This is a genomic window from Paenibacillus sp. J22P51 (assembly GCF_059692215.1).
The window spans coordinates 78,969-99,384 of the sequence record NZ_JCAUAZ010000017.1; the positions used below are offsets into that span (position 1 = coordinate 78,969).

General features: G+C 45.0%; 20 protein-coding genes. 16 read left to right on the forward strand and 4 right to left on the reverse strand.

The genetic code is table 11. The annotated features are described in order from the left end of the window. The first annotated feature begins 108 nt into the window (after nucleotides 1-108). The 12 genes from AC58QC_RS25940 to AC58QC_RS25995 all read left to right on the forward strand — a co-directional run bounded on the left by AC58QC_RS25940 (nucleotide 109) and on the right by AC58QC_RS25995 (nucleotide 13,241). Nucleotides 109-1,038, forward strand: coding sequence for an ABC transporter permease (locus tag AC58QC_RS25940; protein WP_497417940.1), 930 nt, complete (start codon nucleotides 109-111; stop codon nucleotides 1,036-1,038). 15 nt (nucleotides 1,039-1,053) lie between these two features. After that, nucleotides 1,054-1,941, forward strand: coding sequence for a carbohydrate ABC transporter permease (locus tag AC58QC_RS25945; protein ID WP_497417941.1), 888 nt, complete (start codon nucleotides 1,054-1,056; stop codon nucleotides 1,939-1,941). Between the two features lie 117 nt (nucleotides 1,942-2,058). Beyond that, a complete protein-coding gene (locus tag AC58QC_RS25950; RefSeq protein WP_497417942.1) occupies nucleotides 2,059-3,681 on the forward strand; it encodes a type 2 periplasmic-binding domain-containing protein in 1,623 nt (540 codons plus the stop codon). Between the two features lie 144 nt (nucleotides 3,682-3,825). Beyond that, entirely contained in the window at nucleotides 3,826-5,079 is a 1,254-nt protein-coding gene (locus tag AC58QC_RS25955; protein WP_497417943.1) for a DegT/DnrJ/EryC1/StrS family aminotransferase, read from the forward strand. A 24-nt stretch (nucleotides 5,080-5,103) separates the two neighbouring features. After that, a complete protein-coding gene (locus tag AC58QC_RS25960) occupies nucleotides 5,104-6,834 on the forward strand; it encodes a polysaccharide deacetylase family protein (RefSeq protein WP_497417944.1) in 1,731 nt (576 codons plus the stop codon). Between the two features lie 16 nt (nucleotides 6,835-6,850). Next, nucleotides 6,851-8,068 carry a DegT/DnrJ/EryC1/StrS family aminotransferase gene (locus tag AC58QC_RS25965; protein WP_497417945.1) on the forward strand — a complete coding sequence of 406 codons (1,218 nt, stop codon included), beginning with the start codon at nucleotides 6,851-6,853 and terminating at the stop codon, nucleotides 8,066-8,068. A 42-nt stretch (nucleotides 8,069-8,110) separates the two neighbouring features. Further along, nucleotides 8,111-9,412, forward strand: a complete 1,302-nt coding sequence (locus AC58QC_RS25970) for a neutral/alkaline non-lysosomal ceramidase N-terminal domain-containing protein (RefSeq protein WP_497417946.1) — start codon at nucleotides 8,111-8,113, stop codon at nucleotides 9,410-9,412. Between the two features lie 204 nt (nucleotides 9,413-9,616). Beyond that, a complete protein-coding gene (locus AC58QC_RS25975) occupies nucleotides 9,617-9,910 on the forward strand; it encodes a hypothetical protein (protein WP_497417947.1) in 294 nt (97 codons plus the stop codon). A gap of 147 nt (nucleotides 9,911-10,057) precedes the next feature. Then, nucleotides 10,058-10,522, forward strand: coding sequence for a hypothetical protein (locus AC58QC_RS25980; protein ID WP_497417948.1), 465 nt, complete (start codon nucleotides 10,058-10,060; stop codon nucleotides 10,520-10,522). 106 nt (nucleotides 10,523-10,628) lie between these two features. After that, on the forward strand, nucleotides 10,629-11,129 hold the full coding sequence (locus AC58QC_RS25985) for a hypothetical protein (RefSeq protein WP_497417949.1): 501 nt from the start codon (nucleotides 10,629-10,631) through the stop codon (nucleotides 11,127-11,129). A 116-nt stretch (nucleotides 11,130-11,245) separates the two neighbouring features. Further along, nucleotides 11,246-12,022 carry a GNAT family N-acetyltransferase gene (locus tag AC58QC_RS25990; protein WP_497417950.1) on the forward strand — a complete coding sequence of 259 codons (777 nt, stop codon included), beginning with the start codon at nucleotides 11,246-11,248 and terminating at the stop codon, nucleotides 12,020-12,022. A gap of 103 nt (nucleotides 12,023-12,125) precedes the next feature. Beyond that, on the forward strand, nucleotides 12,126-13,241 hold the full coding sequence (locus tag AC58QC_RS25995) for an HD-GYP domain-containing protein (RefSeq protein WP_497417951.1): 1,116 nt from the start codon (nucleotides 12,126-12,128) through the stop codon (nucleotides 13,239-13,241). Nucleotides 13,242-13,336: 95 nt separating this feature from the next. Here AC58QC_RS25995 and AC58QC_RS26000 read toward each other — a convergent pair whose 3' ends face one another. Further along, on the reverse strand, nucleotides 13,337-13,741 hold the full coding sequence (locus AC58QC_RS26000; protein ID WP_497417952.1) for a CBS domain-containing protein: 405 nt from the start codon (nucleotides 13,739-13,741) through the stop codon (nucleotides 13,337-13,339). A gap of 155 nt (nucleotides 13,742-13,896) precedes the next feature. Between AC58QC_RS26000 and AC58QC_RS26005 the strand changes: the two genes are divergently transcribed. Then, entirely contained in the window at nucleotides 13,897-14,370 is a 474-nt protein-coding gene (locus tag AC58QC_RS26005) for a DinB family protein (protein WP_497417953.1), read from the forward strand. A gap of 54 nt (nucleotides 14,371-14,424) precedes the next feature. Here the strand turns inward: AC58QC_RS26005 and AC58QC_RS26010 are convergent, their stop codons facing one another. Then, nucleotides 14,425-15,159, reverse strand: coding sequence for a hypothetical protein (locus AC58QC_RS26010; protein ID WP_497417954.1), 735 nt, complete (start codon nucleotides 15,157-15,159; stop codon nucleotides 14,425-14,427). Nucleotides 15,160-15,283: 124 nt separating this feature from the next. On the opposite strand from AC58QC_RS26010, the gene AC58QC_RS26015 reads away from it, so the two are divergent. The 3 genes from AC58QC_RS26015 (at nucleotide 15,284) to AC58QC_RS26025 (ending at nucleotide 18,467) form a co-directional block, all read left to right on the forward strand. Beyond that, nucleotides 15,284-16,573 carry a DUF4309 domain-containing protein gene (locus tag AC58QC_RS26015; RefSeq protein ID WP_497417955.1) on the forward strand — a complete coding sequence of 430 codons (1,290 nt, stop codon included), beginning with the start codon at nucleotides 15,284-15,286 and terminating at the stop codon, nucleotides 16,571-16,573. Nucleotides 16,574-16,728: 155 nt separating this feature from the next. Beyond that, complete coding sequence (locus AC58QC_RS26020) at nucleotides 16,729-17,376, forward strand: DUF2238 domain-containing protein (RefSeq protein WP_497417956.1); 648 nt, start codon at nucleotides 16,729-16,731, stop codon at nucleotides 17,374-17,376. 122 nt (nucleotides 17,377-17,498) lie between these two features. Continuing rightward, nucleotides 17,499-18,467, forward strand: a complete 969-nt coding sequence (locus tag AC58QC_RS26025) for an NAD(P)-dependent alcohol dehydrogenase (RefSeq protein ID WP_497417957.1) — start codon at nucleotides 17,499-17,501, stop codon at nucleotides 18,465-18,467. A gap of 113 nt (nucleotides 18,468-18,580) precedes the next feature. Here the strand turns inward: AC58QC_RS26025 and AC58QC_RS26030 are convergent, their stop codons facing one another. Both AC58QC_RS26030 and AC58QC_RS26035 read right to left on the reverse strand, forming a co-directional pair. Further along, complete coding sequence (locus tag AC58QC_RS26030) at nucleotides 18,581-19,393, reverse strand: ABC transporter permease (RefSeq protein WP_497417958.1); 813 nt, start codon at nucleotides 19,391-19,393, stop codon at nucleotides 18,581-18,583. Continuing rightward, nucleotides 19,390-20,403, reverse strand: a complete 1,014-nt coding sequence (locus AC58QC_RS26035) for an ATP-binding cassette domain-containing protein (RefSeq protein WP_497417959.1) — start codon at nucleotides 20,401-20,403, stop codon at nucleotides 19,390-19,392. The genes AC58QC_RS26030 and AC58QC_RS26035 overlap by 4 nt, the downstream gene beginning before the upstream one ends. Nucleotides 20,404-20,416: the final 13 nt, after the last annotated feature.

A 20,416-nucleotide genomic window follows, 5' to 3' on the forward strand; every position in this document is an offset into this window, starting at 1 on the left:
GCTCAGCAAGGGTTCTGGTCGATTTAAAGACATGATTTAAACATGTATTTCACTTGTATTTTTTGAGGTTTATAAATTATAATGGGATTGTAAACGGGGGGTGACCATATGGCTTCCATCGCCAGTACAAAGTCAAATCGTGTTTTTCGAAAAGTATATCGATACCGATGGTTCTATCTGTTAATGGCCCCAGGTCTGTTGTACTTTCTCATCTTCCGTTACGTCCCCATGGCAGGCTTGCTCGTCGCGTTCAAAGATTACAGCGTCACCAAAGGCATCTGGGATAGTCCCTGGGTCGGTTGGCGCAATTTCGAAATCATCTTTAACTCACCTGATTTTCTTCGACTCATGACCAACACACTCCTCATAAGCGTATACCGACTCGTATTTAACCTACTTCCTGATTTAATTCTCGCCTTGCTGCTCAATGAAATTCGCGTTGTTTGGTTCAAAAAGATCGTGCAGACCATCACTTACGGACCTTACTTTTTATCATGGGTTATCGTATACGGTTTGGTGTATTCGTTTTTCTCACCCGGTACAGGGCTCGTCACGACGTTCTATCAAAATATGGGGTGGGGGGAGCTGAACGTACTCGCAAACTCTGACTTATTCCGGCCGCTCATTATTCTAACCGATGTTTGGCGGAATACGGGCTTCGGCGCCATCTTCTTCCTTGCAGCTCTAGCAACGATCAATCCTGAGCTCTATGAGGCTGCCGTCGTGGATGGGGCAGGTCGCTGGAAGCAAATTTGGCATATTACACTGCCTGGCGTCCGCGAGGTGTTCATCTTATTGCTAATTCTGCGGCTTGGCACGATTCTCGATGCAGGATTCGATCAAATTTATGTATTTCTCAATGCGCGAGTAACGAATGTCGGAGATATTCTAGATACGTGGATATTCCGCCGAATCATTGAGCAGAGCGATTTTAGCGTTCCTGCAGCAATGGGGGTATTTAAATCAGTCATTGGGTTTGTGCTTGTGATTGCCGCTAACCGAATCGCGAAGAAATTTGGTGGTTCGGGAATCTATTAATAGGTGGTGGAACATGTGTCATATGCGGTACATAAGACCAAATCTGATCGCTTAATAGATGTGTTCATTTACGTATTCCTTACGATCTGTTGTTTATCTGCCGTGTTCCCACTGTACTTTGTGTTCATTGAGTCAATTACTCCCTACAAAGAACTGATCCGTAACGGAGGATTCGTCCTATTTCCGGAACAAGTGACTCTGCAGGCCTACCGAGCAATTTTCGGCAGCAAGCTTGTGCCGGATGCGCTTAAGATATCCGTTACGATTACGGTCATTGGCACATTCTTAAGTCTTCTGGTTACGATTTGTCTAGCCTATCCACTCTCGAAGAAGGATGTACCCGGAGGAAGATTTTTTCTACTAGCGATCGTGTTCACCATGCTCTTTAGCGGTGGTATTGTACCTACCTATCTAGTGGTGAAGGGCATGGGATTGATCAATTCAATATGGTCACTCATTATCCCGACACTCGTCTCACCGTTCTACATGTTTATTATGCGCACCTACTTTATCAATTTCCCTACGGAGGTAGAAGAGTCGGCAAAAGTAGATGGATGTGGGGATGTTAGAACGTTATTTCAGCTCGTTATCCCCTTATCTATGCCGATTATCGTCACGATTGCCTTATTCTATGGCGTGATTCAATGGAACTCTTACTTTAATGCCATCTTATATCTGTCGGACCGAAATTTGTATCCCATTCAAGTCATTCTGCGCAACATGATTGTTACGTCTAGCGTGAGCCAAGAGTTGAACACGAATCCTTCTGTTATTCAAACACTGCCGCCGGACACCATTCGAATGGCAACCGTTGTCGTAACAACATTGCCTTTATTGGCCATCTATCCGTTTATTCAGAGATATTTCATAAAAGGAATGCTTGTCGGATCCATCAAAGGGTAACATGGTTCGACCAACCGGATATGAAGGGAGTGATGCTTTGTTTTGCTTCGTTTCAGTCACAAAATTAACCAGATTAGACTTGTGAATGAATTCGAGTACAAATGGGAGGTCGTTTGCATGAATTTGCGTAAAAATGTAGCATTCGGCGTAATCGCCAGCTTGGTTGTGTTAAGTGGGTGCTCGAAAGACGACTCTACGGCTACACCATCCGCATCTTCATCCACCTCAGCAGCTCCAGAAACAGCGGCAGCTACGAAAGCACCGCCAATGACTTTGAACTGGTTAACTTTCGTTCCGACCAACGATGTGTCTTTGCCTTCGCCTGATAAAGACTACATTCGCCAAGCTATTGAACAGAAGTTCAACGTCAAACTAAACATGGAGTACGGCGTCCCTGGTGAAGATCATAAGACCAAAATTAATTTGAAAATTTCATCTGGTGCAACCCCTGATATGTTCCAAGCCGACGGCGCGCAAACGAATCAATTTATTATTGATAGAGCTGTCGCCGATCTGACCCCCTACGTGAACCCGCAAACGATGCCCAACTACTACAAGTGGGTAACCCCTGAAATCATTTCACGCTACCAAGTCCAAGAAGTCTTTATGCGTGCTCCTGTCCCTTATGAAAAGCAGCTTTACCAATCCTATTATGTGCGAAAAGACTGGCTGGATAAGCTTGGCCTGAAGGTGCCGACGAATTATGACGAAATGATCAATGTCATGAAAGCATTCACGTTCAACGATCCGGACGGCAATGGTAAAAATGACACTTACGGTTTCACCACATTTGGAAATGGAATCGGCGTTTCAAAACAATTTCCAGAATGGTACAAAAATGGACTAGGGATTGATCTCTGGTATGATCAAGCGAACGGTGAATATGTAGATCCGCAATCCGATATTCGGGCGGGGAAAGTGCTCGATGATATTCGTGCAACAATAGCGCAAAAAATAGTGGACCCTGACTGGTTTCTAGCTAAACCAGGGCAAGAGCTCGAAAAAGTAGAAGCAGGGAAAGCAGGAATTTTCCAAAGCCTGCTGCGTACGGCTGCATTTGATAACGTAGCTACGAGCGTGAAGAAAAAGACGATTGATATCAGCGGCGTTAAAACGGCGGATTTCGTTCCGTTCCACATTATGCCTGATGCTGTTAACTATGCAGCATTGCCGGGTGTGCCATTCTTGTTTGGCGCCAAAACACCTCCAGAAAAAATCAAGAAAAGTATTGAAATCATGGATTGGTTGGCAGGCCCTGAAGGTTACTTGCTGTCGCACTATGGGAAAGAGGGCACCAATTATACGAAAAACGGCAACACGATTACCTTAATTCCTGATGCGATAACGAAAGATAATACAGCTAACGGCAATTTCTTCGATGTGTATGGCTCCATTTTCGCTTATGGCGTTCAAGATCCGAGCCCAATTGGTCTGACAATTATCGACCCACGCGAAACTGACCATGACCGAGCCATCATCGCAAAGCTGAAAACCTATAAGTATCCAGTACTCGGCACGAACGTCGCTCCTCCTCCAGGCTTTGATATCGGCGCATTCCGTACGCAAATGCGTGCGTATATGGTGAAGATACTCTTTGAAGAGAAGGACGCAAGCAACTGGCCGAAATATCGGAAAGAACTGATGACCACGTATCACGGGAAAGAAATTTTCGATAACTACGCGAAGACGATTTCGCAAGTGTTTAAAACGCCTGTTGTCTTTAAGTCTGAGAACCCGTAAGAACAATGAAATCGTAGTAAGGCTTTCACACACGACTCCCGTGTTATCTAGGTGAAGCACGGGGGCGTGCTGTGATTACATATCTGAATATTCCTATTGAAATATATAATTTAACTCCTAAATCAACACGAGAGAGGGTTTGGCATGAACCAAGAAAAGTTGGCCATTCTCGGTGGAAATAAAATTAAAACAACGCCTTTCGGAAGCGGTAAACGATTTGGTGAGGAAGAGGTCAAGGAGCTTGTTGAAGCGCTTGAACAAAATACACTTTTTTATCATTCCGGACGCAAAGTTAAGCAGTTTCTTGAGCAATTTAATGCGCTTTACGGCGTAAAACATAGTGTCGCCACCTCATCGGGCACGGGAGCGCTTCATGTGGCCATCTGTTCGGCTGGCATAAGCGCAGGAGATGAAGTGATTACAAGCCCGATCACGGACGCGGGCTCGATCATCGGTATTTTGTATCAGAATGCGATTCCAGTATTCGCAGATTTGGATCCTCAAACGTACAACATGACGGCGGAAACGATTCAAGATCGGATTACGCCGAGGACGAAAGCGATCATCGTCGTCCATTTAGCCGGGAATCCTGCGGATATGGATCCGATCCTTGAGGTGGCACGCGAGCATGGATTGATCGTCATTGAAGACTGCGCTCAAAGTTATATGACTTACTATAAAGGCCGCTTAGTCGGAACGATCGGGGATTATGGCTGCTTCAGCACCAATGATTACAAGCACATTTCGACGGGGGATGGCGGTATTGTTGTTGTGAACTCGCAAGTCGAGGCGGATTATCAACGAACGCATGCATTTGCGGACAAAAATTACAGCCGATTCGGTAATCAGGTGCAGCGAGAGATGCGTTTGCTTGCCCCAAACTACCGTATGACAGAACTTCAAGGTGCCGTTGGCGTCGCGCAGTTGAAGAAACTGACTTGGATTTGTGACAGACGCAATCGGTACGGTGACAACATATCTTCCGGCATCAACGGTATGCCAAGTATCAATCCGCATAAAGTGACGACAGAGGGTCGGTGCACATATTGGTTCTACATGTTTACGATTGAACCTGCCGTTCTCTCCTGCACACGAGATGAATTTGCCGAGGCACTTCAAGCTGAAGGCATCGAATGCTCCGCTGGATATATTCCAAGACCGGTGTATATGCAGCCTTTGTTTCTGAATCGGGAAGCGTATACAGGCAGTCACTATCCATTTGACCTGACAGATATCGCATATGGCGAAGGGCTCTGTCCCACGGCCGAACACATTCTGAAGTATGCGATTCGAGTGCCTGTCAGCGAGTTTTACAGTGAACAAGATATTGATGACATTATTGCAGGTATTCGAAAAGTGGCTGCTCATTACAGTGAGTCGGGGTTGGAAGACGTGTAGCCGACAGCGGATGGAGGAATCGAAATGAAGATGGCCAAAGTCGGTGTGCTCGTAGAAAGCGAAGCTGCTGAACGTAAATGGACATACGGTCTTAACGTATTTGAGAAATATGTGGAAGAAATATTGCAGCATGTCGGATTGCCATATGAGGCGGTATCCCAGTTGGATGCGTTGAGTCTGCAGGAGTTCGATATTCTCATTGTCGCTTGCTCCCAAGAGAATAGTGAGAAGACTTCCCTGTTATGGTCATATGCGGAGCAAGGCGGCACAATCATTAGCTATGCTGGGTTAAACGCCATGGCCATCCGACTCGGGTACATCCAGACAGGAGAAACTGGCGCTGGCTACGCAGAAATTAACCCGACAAATTCTGGTCAGCCGGGTTCGCTGCGATTTATGTCTGCCAACCCATGGATAGAAGCCGATGAGATTAGTAGGAAAGCAGCTGGTCAAGTTTCTTGGGCGTCTACTGGTATTATCAAACAGGGGCGCCCTGATGGGCAGGAATTAGGTCCTGCACTTCTTAAGTTTGAAATCGGGCAAGGAAGCCTTCAACGCTGGACCGTCAATATCCCACTTACTATCGTGCACATGCAGCAAGGCACGGGACCTGTTCTAGACGATGGTGTACCAGCTGCCGATGGGAGTGCGAACGTCAATGAGGATATTTTAAAAGCGGATGATCGCATTGCTTTGGATTGGATATATGACCGCGTTCATACGGAAACAGGTATCCCTTACTTCCCATGGCCTTATGCGGACTATTGGAGAGAAGCACTCCTAAGGCATGTGCTGCAATGTGCACTTGATAAGGACTTGACGCTGCCATTCACCGGATATTGGCCTGATGGCATCCGTCATATCGCGACTATTTCCCATGACAGTGATGCCAATCAGGATGAGCATGCAGTTGCTACGCTCAAGCTGCTTGAGGAATGCCAAATTCAGACAACCTGGTGCATGATTGAACCTGGCTACGGTACTCCTATTTATGAACAAGTGAAGCAAGCGGGTCATGAGTTCGCCTTTCATTATAATGCACTGGAGAAAGACAATGGTAAATGGGACGAAGCGGAGTTTAATCGTCAAGTTAGTTGGTTAAAGCAAGCAATAGGCCAGGAACAGGTGACGACCAATAAAAACCATTACACCCGTGTGGAAGGTTGGGGCGAGCTGTTTCAGTGGCTTGAACGGAACGGGATTCTGAGCGATCAAACGAGAGGCCCTAGCAAAAAGGGAAATGTCGGCTTCTTATTTGGCACCTGTCATCCTTATTTTCCTATCGCCTTATTTGACGAGAAGAATCGGTTCTACGATGTGCTTGAGATTGGATTCCTAACGCAGGATCTGGATCTGGGCCATCTAGCTGACAACACGGTGATTGAACCGTTTCTGCAGCAAGCAAAGCAGGTGAACGGTGCAGCGCATTTTCTATTCCATCAGATTCACATCTATACTCGGGAGGAAGTTCGGAACGCCATTCGGATGCTGGTGAACACAGCAAATGAGATGGGATTCACGTTCTGGAAGTCGAAGCAAATTCAAGATTGGACGCGGTTACGCAGATCGGTTCGTATTACCGCGTGCGATGACGATGGAAATGTTGAGCTGCAGTCAGACGAGGCCGTTGCGGGACTTGTCGTTTGGGTGCCGATGCTGACTTCTGAAGGATTCTTACCTGATGAAGGGCATGCGATGCAGTTTGGAATCCCATGCCGCAAAGTCGTTATGAATATGAATGTTGAAGTTTCATAAAGGATGGGGTGAGGACATGGAGAAGCTGGCACTAGCTGTGAATGGCGGTGCACCTGTTCGGACGGATGGATTCCCGGCTTGGCCGATATTCGGGCAATTGGAAGAGCAGCTTATACTCGATGTCATTCGATCTGGCAAATGGGGCGGTACGGGAACCGTCCTAACGCCCGAGTATTCACCGAAGCTCCCCGAGATGGAGCGTCGATTTGCGGAACTTCACGATGCGGCGCATGCGATCAGCGTCGTAAATGGCACCGTAGCGATAACAGTTGCGCTGCAAGCGGCCGGGGTCAAACCAGGCGATGAGGTCATCGTACCGCCGTACACTTTTATCGCCACGGCTGCGGCAGCAATTGCCTATGGCGCTGTTCCTGTCTTTGTAGATATTGAAGAAGATTCGCTTCTTCTCGATCCAGAGAAGATTGCTGACGCCATCACATCGAGGACGAAGGCTGTCATCCCGGTTCACTTAGCCGGTGCTCCTGCTAACATGAGTCGGATCAAGGAAGTAGCGGCGGTACATCAGCTTCGGGTGATAGAAGATGCGGCTCAAGCTGTTGGGGCGAGCTGGGAGGATCGAAGTGTAGGGGCGATCGGCGATTTCGGAACGTTCAGCTTGCAATCTAGCAAAAACCTGAACAGTGGCGAAGGGGGCATCATTCTTACTAATAATCAGGAGTTTGCGGACATCGCTTGGTCGCTTTGCAATGTCGGCCGCTCGCGAACAGGGGCTTGGTACCAACATGATCGCATCGGGCAGAACTACCGGATGACCGAGCTGCAAGCAGCCATTGTACTTGCACAAATGAGCCGTTTGGAAGAGCAGATGCAGCGCAGGGAAACGAATGCGAAGCTGCTAACCGAGCTGTTGAACCAAATTGAGGGTATAACGGTCGGGAAGTCGGATCCACGCATCACACGGCATGCTTATCATCTGTATATGTTTCGAATTGCCTCAGAGGCCACAGATCGGATTGACAAATCAGACTTCATTCGAAAAGTGAACGCGGAAGGAATTCCGATTAGCTACGGCTACGTACCGCTTAACCGAAACGAAGCGATTGTGAAAGCCACGCAAGCCTTGTCAGGGCAAGACAGGTCGTATGCTTGTCCAATTAGCGAACGGCTCAGTGACAAAGAAGTCCTATGGCTTACCCAAAATGTGCTGCTAGCCGATGAGCAAGCTATGTATGACATCGCGGCGGCCATCCGAAAAGTAGTGGAATCGTATTAAGTTCTGATTCTTACTTATATCGTGCACAAGGGAATGGTGACTATGGTGCCGAATTTGAAGTCAACTTTTCGACTAGGGGTAAGTAAAGTGGACATTACACCCGACTTTCCCGTGCCGCTCGCTGGCTTTGCCGTACGCAGCGAGCTTGGCCCATACGAGAGCATCTCTCACAGATTGTATGCTCGTATTTTTGTCTTTGTGACAAGTGATGATTGCAACAGGGAGAGCGGCGACTCGGCAGAAGAAAGTGCCATATTGATATCTGCGGATTTGCTATGGTGGGGCAGCGACCGAGTGCCGTCAATCAAACGGCGTATTCGCGAACGATTCGGGATATCGGAGGATGCTATACTACTACACGGCACCCATACACATTCAGGGCCGCAAACGAGTGGATTGTTCACTTCGTACTTAGGTGTGATGGACTTAAGCTATGTAGAGGCGATGGAAAATCGCGTTATCGAAGCCGTCGGAATGGCATTCCAGCAGGTTGATCCAGTTCGAATCGAGCAAGGCATCGGGGATTCGCTGCTCGGAATTAATCGTCGCGGCGTGGTGAAATCACCGCCGGATACGGGACCGGTTGATCTTGAATTGCGCGTTGTTCGTTTTGTCAAAGAGGACGGCGCGACGAAAGGACTGCTAGTCCACTATGCTTGTCATCCTGTCATAACGCGGGAGAATGCCGTATCTTCCGAATATGTTGGCGTTGCCATGGAGGTCGTGGAGCAAGATTTGGGCGAAGGCGCAATAGCCGCCTTCTTGCAGGGAACTTGCGGTGATATTAATCCGGGTGACGGAAAACAGGTCATCCGGGGAGATAACGAGGTCGTCATGCAAATCGGCAAAGCATTCGCTGACTGTGTGATCGGAATGTTGGAAAAACCGATGAGCTCTTTGCATACCCATCGGCTGCAATGGAGCAAGACAATAATCGAACTGCCGCTGACATCGTTACCGGACAGAGATCAGCTGGAGAGAGCAACCTTGACTTCAGGCGTTCTTGGTGAGTGGAGCCGTATCATGCTGGAACGATTGGACAGTTTGTCTTCTAGTATTCCGCTTGAGATCACGGTGCTGAAGCTTGCAGAGGGTCTCTCGTTGATCGGCATGAATGCCGAAGTTGTGGTTGATTACGGACTTTTTATCAAGCGCATAACTCATGGAAGTGTGTTGCCAATCGCCTATACGAATGGGATGTTTGGCTACATCCCGACAGCGCAGCAGCTATCAGAGGGAGGCTACGAGACACACGAATCGACCTTGTACTTTGCGATGGCTTCGAGCTTTGATCACACTGTTGAGTCGTCGGTCAAACAAGCGCTCCTTACACTACTGACCTAATCTAGTATGACAGAAACATGAGGCGGGTGTTCCTTCCATCGTCGGGGGGAGCACCCGTTTTGTATATGTTATATTTAACCATAATAAGAAATGTGACGAATCGAGCGGACTCGTGGTGTAGATTGAATAAAAGGGTAAAAATGGTATTATTTCCATAGTTCATGTATAATATTGATAAGTTCAACTATGAGAGGGGGGCCAAGCATGTTGCAACAAATTTCGGATTATATATTTTTGGGTTCCTTAATCTTCATGGTAATAACCGTAATGATATTTCTCTCCGGGAGCGGCGGTGAATCAAATTATATCAATGCCGCCAACGCTACAGGCGCTTTAACAGACTTACAAATGAATCACGATCACAAAAAAATGGTCAATAAACAACACTTTCAATTGGTTAAACTTCTAAAATCATATCTATTTTGGATTCCAGTGGCTGGAATGATTGTTTCGGTTGTACTTTCTAAATGTAGAATAGCTTGTCTCAGCATTCATTGAATGCACATAATACGAGTAGAAGTTTAGGAGATGCCAAAGCATCTCCTTTTATATTTTTTTAGATCGTGGACAACATCTGATAAAACGCTGAGAAGATATGATTTCCATTTGATGGGGAATAGTACCTTCGAATGGAGGTTGATTATAGTGTTTAAAAGGTTAGAGCTCGTTCTATTCCTTGTGGTTACATGTAGTAGCCTTTTGGTTCAAATAATTAGAGCATCTGATGGGGCAGAGGCGTTTGATATTCGTAAAGGTGAAATCATGCAGACCATCCCAAACTCAAATCTGTTGCAGAACCAGGTTAAAGAATGGCTGTCTTCCATTAATGGTACCGTAGTATCATTCGATATCGAGCCACACGATGGAATAGCCATTAAAATTCCGCTTACGCCGCCTTACAAGATGAAATCGGACTGGATCACTGGAACCGTTACAGAAGTTGTCATGTTTATCAGTTCATCTAAAACCTATTATCCTACGTTGCTCATTTTTACGAAAGAAAATGGGTTTATTGCTGTACATTTTAATAGTGTGAAATTAAAGTCATTTCTAGAGGACCATAAGCTGTACGATCCCGAATTAAACCTTGCTGGACATCCGAATCGGTAAGCAGAATGAAAGCCCACTTTATGAATATTTAATAGTTGGTTTAGATGTAGTTAATTTCAATTGATTATCTTAGAGGTAAGTAGATAACAGGGGAGATAATGGAACCATGAAAATCTTAACCATGACACAGAAAAAGTGGCTTCTGAGCTTACATATCATATTCTCAGCCATTATGCTGGGGACAAGTGTGACGTTTCTCATATTGAGCATAACAGCTGTGAGCACGAACGACTCGGGATTAGTACTTTCATGTTATAAAGCCATGCATGTTTTATCCGAAACCTCTGTAAGAGCTTCAGTTGTCGGGACAATCGTGACAGGTATACTTCTATCCCTAAGGACTCACTGGGGGTTCTTGAAATATAATTGGATCATAGCGAAAGAAGTACTAAGCTTGGTTGCAATTCTCTTAGGGCCGATTGGCATGTACGTATGGACATTGCAAGGCATTTCTCTACTGACAGATGTGGGGGTAGAAAACGCGAATCAAGGGGCATTCGTCGTAAACACGATTTCGCTATTCATCGGAATAGGAATACAGATTATTTCATTAGTTTTGATGTTTTTGCTTTCGGTATTTAAGCCATGGGGGAAGCGGAAAGATTGAAAAATTGGCTAAAAATTGTTCTAGTATAACTATAATCAAACAATCCTTTGAAATGGCATAGAACTTATTTTACGATGGGAAAAAGTCCATAAGTATCTTAAGAGGGTGAATTTATTTTGATTACAAAAAAGTGCCAAATGAATGACATACATCATCTCATTCAAGATTATCTAAATTCATTGTCCTCGCCTTTTGATTCGTTCTTAGAAGAACATATTCTCAAGTCAACTTTCTACGTGTTCCTTGATGGATTGGAGTTCGTAGGATATTTTGCAATTCATAATCAGGAGAAACTTACCCAATTTTATATTCGTCCGTCACACCTTAAGCACGCCCAAACTCAATTTATCCAAGTCATTGAACGTTTCTCTGTGAAGTCACTTTTCATTCCAACCTGTGATGAATTGTTTCTAAGCTTAGCTTTAGACAGAGAATTTACCATCACCAAACAAGCCTATTTTTTTCAAGATAGTCAAGTCAATATTCAAGTGAATGATGCCTTACAAGGCGACGTTTTTGGCAAAGCGGTGTTAGAGGATCTTGTTAACATCCAAAAGATGAGTGGTGATTTTCTTGATCAGCATGAAGTAAGAATTGAGCAAGGTGAGCTCTTCACCTATTATAGAGGTCCTATATTGTTAGGAGTTGGCGTTCTTGAAAAAAGTAAAATGTTAAATGGCGTAGCGAGTATAGGCATGTTTACTAATGATGCGTATCGAAAGCAAGGAATTGGGAGAAATATCATCCTCCATTTAAAATCTTGGTGTTATACCCATAATATGAAGCCAATTAGCGGATGCTGGTATTATAATGAGGCCTCAAAGAAGACTTTAGAGAGTGCTGGCATGGTAACAAGAACTAGGCTCCTGAATATAAAAGTAACTCTTGCCTAATTTTTTTTCATTACTTGCAGTGTTCGACAGTTTTTTCGTGATCCACTTCGTATACTTAGTAAGAATACAGATAAAAATGTATCTTTCGGCGGAGGTTGAGTTCATGATTATAGTTCCTACGGCCCTATGCCAACCGGGCATGCGGATTGGTAAAGCCGTTATGTCCGAACACGGACGTGTAATGCTTGGACATCGTGTAGAACTCACACAATCTATGATTAAAAAGTTAGTCCAAATGGGACTTGACTTCTTGTACATCGAAGATAGAGAAACCGAAGACATTCCCATAGAAGAATCGATCGATGAAGAAACCCGATCTTTGCTGCGGATGGTGTTGTCCAAGATTTTCAACAAATTCAGCGCAACCTCCACCTTGGGGGGATCGACGAACTCTTCTGATATCTCGCGATTGCTATTCGAAGGGATGTATAAAGTGATTGATGATATGAGTAAGGGAAGACAGCATCTTGTCTCCATTACCACTCTCAATATGGCACCAGCAACTACGTTGGAACAACATTTTTGCCAAAATGCTATCAATGTTTGTGTCTATGCCACTAAGCTTGGGATGCTTCATGGGTACTCACAAAAGGAGTTAATTGAGCTAGGACTAGGAGCGCTGCTTCACGATGTGGGTAACATTCAAATCCCATCCAAGCTGCTATTAAGTAGTGCACAGCTGTCCCCGAGCGAATATATGGAGATTCAGAAACATTCTGAATTAGGCTTTAATATGCTTAAGGAGGATGTCGGTATTCCGTTGCTGACTGCAATTTGTGCACTGCAGCATCATGAACGTATCGACGGCAGCGGTTATCCTTATAATCTCAAAGGCATGGAGATTCATGAATTTGCTCGTTGGATCGGTATGCTTGATTCTTATGATGCTATGACTCACCCAAGAGCTTACCGGAATTCCATAGCGCCGCATTATGCGCTGGAAATTTTATATGCGAATGCAGGGAGCTTATACGATATTAAGAAAGTAACGCAATTTCGAAATAAAGTGGCCATTTTCCCGGTTGGACAAGGCGTTAAGCTAAGCACAGGGGAAATTGGCGTTGTCTGTCGACAAAACGCTTACATTCCATCTAGACCAGTCGTCAGAGTGCTTAAAAACGAGCGAGGAGAGAAGCTAAAGTCCCATTATGAGATTGATCTATCGACTTCGCTTCATGTGATGATCGATAATATTAGTGAGAGAGCGATTTATGTATAAACAAACGGAGAAACATTGCATATCGGGGATGATTTGAAGAAAAAGCAGTAGGTATGGGCTATTAGAGCCCTTTCCTACTGCTTCTTCCTTTGAGATTAATCCGTAATATTTCTAGTATAGTATTCAATAATGTCCTTGCGTCGGATGATACCGAGGAAGACGCGGTCGCTATCGACAACCGGGACAAAGTTCTGGTCAGCGGCGAGGGCAAGCATATCCTCCATATGCGCATCGATTGCGACGCACTCATTATAAATCCGTTTTCGGATGCCGGTAACTGAAATTTCGTCCATATTATCGAAATTTAGGCCGGGCGTGCACTTCAGTTTCCATAACAAATCTCCTTCGGATAAGGTGCCGACGTATTTTCCATTCTCGTCGATAATCGGAATCGCTGTATAATGGCAGGCTTCTAGCCGCTCGATCGCTTCTTTCATTGAAGCAGAAGTCGTTAGGTAAGATACTTTGTCCTTAGGGTATAAAAACGATTTAATTTCCACTTGGTTTCGCTCCTTTTCATCCCAAAATACGATAACTACTTAATTAAAACATAAATTCGTCAAGAAAGTGTAAAATGGAAGGGTGTAATAACTGGAAATTGAAATTATTTTAGGGTGGAAGTCCTAATTTCGTGGAGGTGGTTAGGCTGTCAAGTGTGAAACATGTCCTACTCGATCAATTAGCCGCATGCCATAATGATGAGAGTTGGTTCAAATCTTCGACAACGATTTTAAATGATATCTCTGTAAATGAGGCTGTTTTGAAATTAGATGACAACCAACAATCCATTTGGGAGATCACGAACCATCTTATTTTTTGGAATCAGAAGTGGTTAGAACGTTTTATTAAGGATGAACCCTTTGATGCAGAGCATATAGCGAACAACGAAACATTTGAACTGACGCACATGAATCGGGATGAAGTAAGTTGGAAGGAAACTGTTCAGAGGTTAAGCGATGGATTCGCACAATGGAGAGAGGCGATTACGAACTGTGAAGATGCCAAACTTGATAAGAGGATACCTGCTTATTTCAATGCTCAGTGGTGGGGTGTGATTTCAAATGTGTGTATTCATAACGCTTATCACATCGGTCAAATCATGCTTTTGAAAAAGCAAATACCGAAATAGTTCGTCATGCATCAGGCGCTTAGTATAGCGCCTTTTTGCTGTTCTCATTGATGCTTATTTATGCTTCTCTTTCTGTTTTAGCCAGAAATCAGGAGGCACATAACTGATAAGTGAATAATCCATTTCATCGCCAGATGGGGTAGCTAATTGGACTAGTAACATTTCTTTTTTATTTAGGGGTTGCAGATCACCTGTTTTAATCGTAATGACTTCTACACCATTTCGCTTGGGATTGCCGACAACAATCACTTGATTTCCTTTCGTATAAACATCCCTAATCTCCGTTTGAAAAACTACGATATACATGTCCAGTGCAGTCTCATTTTGGAACATTTCTATGGAAATCCCCATGTCTTTCTCGAAGTTCATCCAACCCGAAAGACCAATATCATAGTTGGTAAACATGCGATGTGAAGCATAATACATGCGTGACGGGATATAACTCCATCTGCCGCCCCAGTATGTACTATGCCAATGCTCTTCATAAACGGGTCTTTTATAATCAGGCAGGTTTTTTATTACAGTAAATGGGATCTTTGTGCCATTTTCAATTACTTCGCTTATAGGGACAGTTTGAGAAGGATAACGTTTATTGAGATTAGTTTCAAAAGGAAGTTCATCCATATGCATGGGTTGTGGCGGTTCTAGACTTTTTAGTCGTTTTTCGAGCTCATCTGTTTGGCTTTTAGGCTCTTCCACAACTTCCACTGCATATGCGTTTATGTGTAAAAGGGTGCAAACCAACAGCATGGAACAAATGATGAAATAACGATTTCTTATTTTTGACATTCGGGACACCTCGTGGCTATTTTGATGCATTTCGAACGAAATTATGTAAGCTGGAATCGCAGTATGACAGAACATTCCTGTAGCTCCAACGTCTAATTGATATGTAAAGAACGGGAGGGATGCAATGAGAAGCTGGATAAAGGGTATCGGCCTTATAGGTGTGTTGATTGTAGGCGTTGGTTTGGGCTACATTTGGCGAGGTCAGACAACGGAAGAGGTGACCTTGATTTCTGTGCCGAGTCCATCCCCTAACCTGGAAACCACAGCTACCCCAACAATTGCTGCACAAAGCTCATCGTTAAAGGATAGGGATACTTTACTGCGCATTTTATCAAGAGTTCATGACAGTTATGAAGGGTTCGAATACATGGATAATCAGCTGATGGAGCTGCAAGCCAATCCCGAAAACAAGGCGTATAGCAAAGTTCTGCAAAAGTTCGTACGCTCACGATTAAATCAGGAAATCGCTACATTCCAAACGATAGGTAAACAAGTCAATCCCCGCACTCTACTTATAACTACGGAGGATCAACATGCGTACATGGTCCAAATGAAAAAAGATTATTCGCATGAGGGGATTTGGCTTGTTAGTTTTTTTATGGATTACGTGCCTCAGGGTGATCAAATTACGGAAATGTATATATCAATTTCGCTAGCTCAAGCACCGGGGGAAGTGAGGGAATGGGCTCAAAGCTTAATCAATCAACCAGAATGGAAAAAAGAATACCGAACGTTCGGTGATCGAACGTATGCTTTGATCAAGTCTTCCTCGTCATACTCGGATTCTGTCGAGTTGGAGGATCTGACGAATTTTGCAGGAGAAGTAGTTATCTCGTACCAGTCGTATCAATACGCCGCGAATAGCAATAAGGATCTAATCAACGATTATTTGTTGTTGGAAATACCGGGAATGACGATCAGGGAAGTCATCTTTCAGAATTCCTACTCCAATTTCCCACTAGTTGATGGTAAGGAGCCTGTGCCTGGGGACGAAAGTACGATTGCTCATTTGAAGAGTAAAATTGTGTTGGATCCGAAATTTATGGAACTAGCAGCTATGGGGAAAATTCGAGGAATGGAATTTGGCATCGGCGCTTCACGGGATGAGGTACTCGCCAAATGGGGGAAACCTCATGAAATCGGTTCGAGGCAAGTCGAATTTCAGCGGTGGCATCATTATCAATTGTATTTTTGGCCGCCTGATAATCGGATCGGTGCGATTCGCATTCTCGCAGATTCGGTAGACTACACGTTGCCTGAAATCAAGAAGGCTCTTGGAAACCCTAAGAGTGAAATAAATGGCGAAGATGGCGTATGGGGCTTGTTCTACGAAGCTGGCGAATATGAATTGTACGTCAATGCAACATCCAAAGACGGGAAGGTAGAGTCACTTATGTTAAAAAAGAAAGCATAGCAAGATGAGGTCATCTTACATGAATGGGATTCGAAGCTGCTTAAGAATCTGAATAATGCTTATCTCTTTGTTAACACTATGAAAGCATACACATTTGAATAATGAAGGTCGGACGACACCATGATTAGAATTTTATTGGATGAGGGACGAACGATATGCTAACGAGGCTCGACATCCCATTTTCGCGAAATTGGTTCTTACATGTGATGATGTTCGTGTTCGTAGTGTATTGGGGATATACGGCTATTTCACCAACGGACAGGATACAATGGCTCATGGAGAACCTGTTACTCATTGCTGTGGTGCTGGTTCTATCTTTTACGTATAAAGTTTTTCACTTCTCCAACCTTTCCTACCTGTTCATGTTCATTTTTCTTTGCTTGCATACCTACGGTGCCCATTATACTTATCAAAGGACACCGTTCGATATGTGGCTGAAAGGTTCCTTCGAAACGCAGAGAAGCTACTATGATCGGGTTGTCCATTTCTTTTTTGGTCTGTTCTGGGCCTATCCATTTCGTGAATTACTTACTCGGGCCGCCGCAATTCGTGGATTTTGGTCTTATGCCATTCCCGCGGCAGTCGTTCTCAGTTTCAGTGCCAGCTTTGAAATTATCGAGATGGGTGCTGCTTATGTGACTGAGCAATATGGAGAGGAATATGTCGGAATGCAAGGGGATGTCTTCGATTCTCATAAGGACATGGTGCTTGGATTAGCTGGTGCGATTATGTCTCTTGGCATTCTGGCATGGGTGTGTTGGAGGAAAAAGAGAAGAGACTTTACGAATGCAAGGCTGGATTAAGGGGGACCCTTCATTCAGCCTTTTTACTTCTATGATTTTCCAAATCGTTATGATTATACTTAGATAAGGGAACCTAACATAAGCTGATACAGTCAACACCATATCAGAAAGGAGGAATCCTCATGAAGGCGATCATATACCGTTCATACGGCACGCCTGACGTTCTAAAACTCGAAGAAGTGGAAAAACCTAAACCCAAGGATAATGAAGTACTGATCAAAGTACATACTGCATCCATAAATTCATGGGACTGGGATCTTCTGAGAGGCATTCCCTACATAGTTCGACTCGGCGGCTTTGTAAAACCTAAATTCAACATACTAGGAGCAGACATTGCAGGACGGGTTGAAGCAGTTGGCAAAAATGTGAAACAGTTTGTTCCGGGAGATGAGGTATTCGGAGACATTTCCGGATGTAGCTGGGGTGGGTTTGCGGAGTATGTTTGCGCTGGTGAAAAGGCATTATCCTTGAAACCTGCTAGTATAACCTTTGAGCATGCAGCGGCTGTTCCTCAAGCAGCCGTTCTCGCCTTGCAAGGATTACGAGATAAAGGACTTATACGTAAAGGACATAAGGTATTAATTAATGGTGCGGGTGGGGGCGTGGGTACGTTTGCCGTACAACTAGCCAAATTAATCGGGGCCGAAGTGACTGCTGTGGACCATACTAGGAAGTTGGCTATGCTTCACGCGATTGGTGCAGACCAAGTTATTGATTATACGAAACTCGATTTCACCTCTAATGGGCAGCGGTATGACTTGATACTCGATATTACAGGCAACCGATCGATTTTCGATTGTAAACGTGCGTTAAGTCCCAGTGGTCAGTATGTCATGGTGGGAGGTGCTATGTCTCGCATTTTCCAGGTCATGATCCTAGGACCAATGATTTCAAAGAGAGGGAATAAGAAACTGGGAATCCTGATGCACAAACCCAACGCCAAGGATCAGAATGAGATGATGGAGCTGATTGAAACTGGCAAAGTAGTCCCTGTTATTGATCGCCATTATCCATTAGATGATGTGGCTGAAGCTCTGCGATATTTTGGAGAAGCGCAACATATGGGGAAGATTATTATTCGTGTAAGTTAGTTGCCAATAGATAAGAAAATGAAGAAGCCTGTTTAGAGACCAAAAAGAATAGAAACAAGCCGCCAATTAGGCGGCTTGTTTCCGTTTGTCAGATAAAAATTTTCTGAAAATTATTAAGTGCGGCGCATGTAAGCAATAACCGTGATAGGTGCAAAGATCGCCACGATGACAACAGCTCCGAAGAGCGAGATCGTAAGATCCCAGCCTACTGTACCTTGATTAGCAAGCTCTCGAACAGCAGAGACGAGGTGGGAAATCGGATTGATTTTAACAAACCACTGAAGCCAGTTAGGCATGGTGTCTACCGGTACGAACGCGTTGGAGAGAAACGTTAACGGAAACAGAACGAGCATCGATATCCCCTGTACACTCGACGCTGTACGAGCAATGACGCCGAAGAAAGCGAAGATCCAGCTGATAGCCCATGAGCAGAAAATGACAAGCAACGCGGCGATTGCAACATTCGCCAAGCCGCCTTCAGGTCGATAGCCCATGATGAATCCCATGGAAAATGTGAGGACAGTCGCAATGGTATACCGAATGGTATCTGCCAACAAGGCTCCCGCGAGAGGAGCTATACGCGCAATGGGCAGCGATTTGAATCGGTCGAAGACGCCTTTATCCATGTCCTCTCGCAGCTGAACGCCGGTGACGATAGACGTTGTGATTACGGTCTGTACGAGAATACCGGGAATAATGACAGGCAAATAACTTACCACGTCACCGGAGATGGCGCCGCCGAAGATGTAGGTAAACATCAGGGTGAAGATGATCGGTTGAAGTGTAACGTCGAATAATTGTTCAGGTGTTCGGCGGATCTTCAGTAGTCCGCGATAGGCCATAGTCAATGAATTTCGTACGGATTGACGAAAACTTGTGTGGTTTCTCAGCTGGCGTTCGGAAACGGGTTTAATGGATGTACTCATACTCTTGCCTCCTGTTTGATACTTGTTGCATCAGACGACTGTGAATCGTCCTCCTGAACGCCATGACCAGTTATCGTTAAAAATACTTCGTCCAAAGTCGGCTTCTGCACGCTCATCTCGGCCAAGTGAATACCTGCTGTGCGGAGTGAGATTAGCAGATCAGTAACTAGATCGGCGTTCGCCATTGGAGCTGAGATCTTACCAGCAGCCAAAGTGGATGGCACCTTGAGCACCTGCTCAACGGTTCGACGGGCTTGCTCAATGTCCAGTGGATTCTGAACAACTAGCTGCAGCGAGGAGGTGCCGACGGATGCCTTCAGCTCATCTACCGTACCCTCGGCGACGACCCGACCACGATCGATGACCGCGATACGGTCAGCCAGTTGATCGGCCTCTTCGAGGTATTGTGTTGTAAGCAATATCGTTGATCCGGTGTTGACCAAACGACGAATCGTATCCCACATTTGTGAACGCGTACGCGGGTCTAGGCCAGTCGTTGGCTCATCCAAGAAGATGAGGGGAGGCTGAGCAATAAGACTCGCGGCGAGATCCAATCGGCGTCTCATACCGCCTGAGAAATTTTTCAAGGGGCGCTTTGCAGCCTCAGTCAAGCCAAATTCCTCAAGCAATTCCTCTGACTTTTGCCGCGCTTCTTTGCGGCTTAGCCCGAGCAGCCGAGAGAAAATGATTAAGTTCTCAGTTGCGCTAAGCGACTCATCGACCGATGCATATTGACCGGTTACACCAATCAATTGACGAACGATCTGCGATTCCTTCACGACATCATAACCGAAGATTTTGGCTGAACCTGCATCGGGCCTAAGTAAGGTCGCCAGCATATTAATTGTGGTGGTTTTACCAGCCCCATTCGGCCCCAGTACGCCGTAAATCGTCCCCGCCTTCACATTCAAATCAACGCCATCTACCGCACGATTTTCTCCAAATGTTTTGACAAGTCCCCGCGCTTCGACGGCCCAATCGCCTTGGGTATGTTTTTGTAAAGAATCCAATGTAATTCCTCCT

Excerpts from the sequence above, each read along its gene's own strand:
- AC58QC_RS25950 (WP_497417942.1), top strand. The coding sequence starts at position 2,059 with ATGAATTTGCGTAAAAATGTAGCATTCGGCGTAATCGCCAGCTTGGTT.
- AC58QC_RS25970 (WP_497417946.1), top strand. The coding sequence starts at position 8,111 with ATGGTGCCGAATTTGAAGTCAACTTTTCGACTAGGGGTAAGTAAAGTG.
- AC58QC_RS26020 (WP_497417956.1), top strand. The coding sequence starts at position 16,729 with ATGCTAACGAGGCTCGACATCCCATTTTCGCGAAATTGGTTCTTACAT.
- AC58QC_RS25955 (WP_497417943.1), top strand. The coding sequence starts at position 3,826 with ATGAACCAAGAAAAGTTGGCCATTCTCGGTGGAAATAAAATTAAAACA.
- AC58QC_RS25965 (WP_497417945.1), top strand. The coding sequence starts at position 6,851 with ATGGAGAAGCTGGCACTAGCTGTGAATGGCGGTGCACCTGTTCGGACG.
- AC58QC_RS25985 (WP_497417949.1), top strand. The coding sequence starts at position 10,629 with ATGAAAATCTTAACCATGACACAGAAAAAGTGGCTTCTGAGCTTACAT.
- AC58QC_RS26015 (WP_497417955.1), top strand. The coding sequence starts at position 15,284 with ATGAGAAGCTGGATAAAGGGTATCGGCCTTATAGGTGTGTTGATTGTA.
- AC58QC_RS25975 (WP_497417947.1), top strand. The coding sequence starts at position 9,617 with ATGTTGCAACAAATTTCGGATTATATATTTTTGGGTTCCTTAATCTTC.
- AC58QC_RS26025 (WP_497417957.1), top strand. The coding sequence starts at position 17,499 with ATGAAGGCGATCATATACCGTTCATACGGCACGCCTGACGTTCTAAAA.
- AC58QC_RS25940 (WP_497417940.1), top strand. The coding sequence starts at position 109 with ATGGCTTCCATCGCCAGTACAAAGTCAAATCGTGTTTTTCGAAAAGTA.
- AC58QC_RS25960 (WP_497417944.1), top strand. The coding sequence starts at position 5,104 with ATGAAGATGGCCAAAGTCGGTGTGCTCGTAGAAAGCGAAGCTGCTGAA.
- AC58QC_RS25995 (WP_497417951.1), top strand. The coding sequence starts at position 12,126 with ATGATTATAGTTCCTACGGCCCTATGCCAACCGGGCATGCGGATTGGT.
- AC58QC_RS26010 (WP_497417954.1), bottom strand. The coding sequence starts at position 15,159 with ATGTCAAAAATAAGAAATCGTTATTTCATCATTTGTTCCATGCTGTTG.
- AC58QC_RS26030 (WP_497417958.1), bottom strand. The coding sequence starts at position 19,393 with ATGAGTACATCCATTAAACCCGTTTCCGAACGCCAGCTGAGAAACCAC.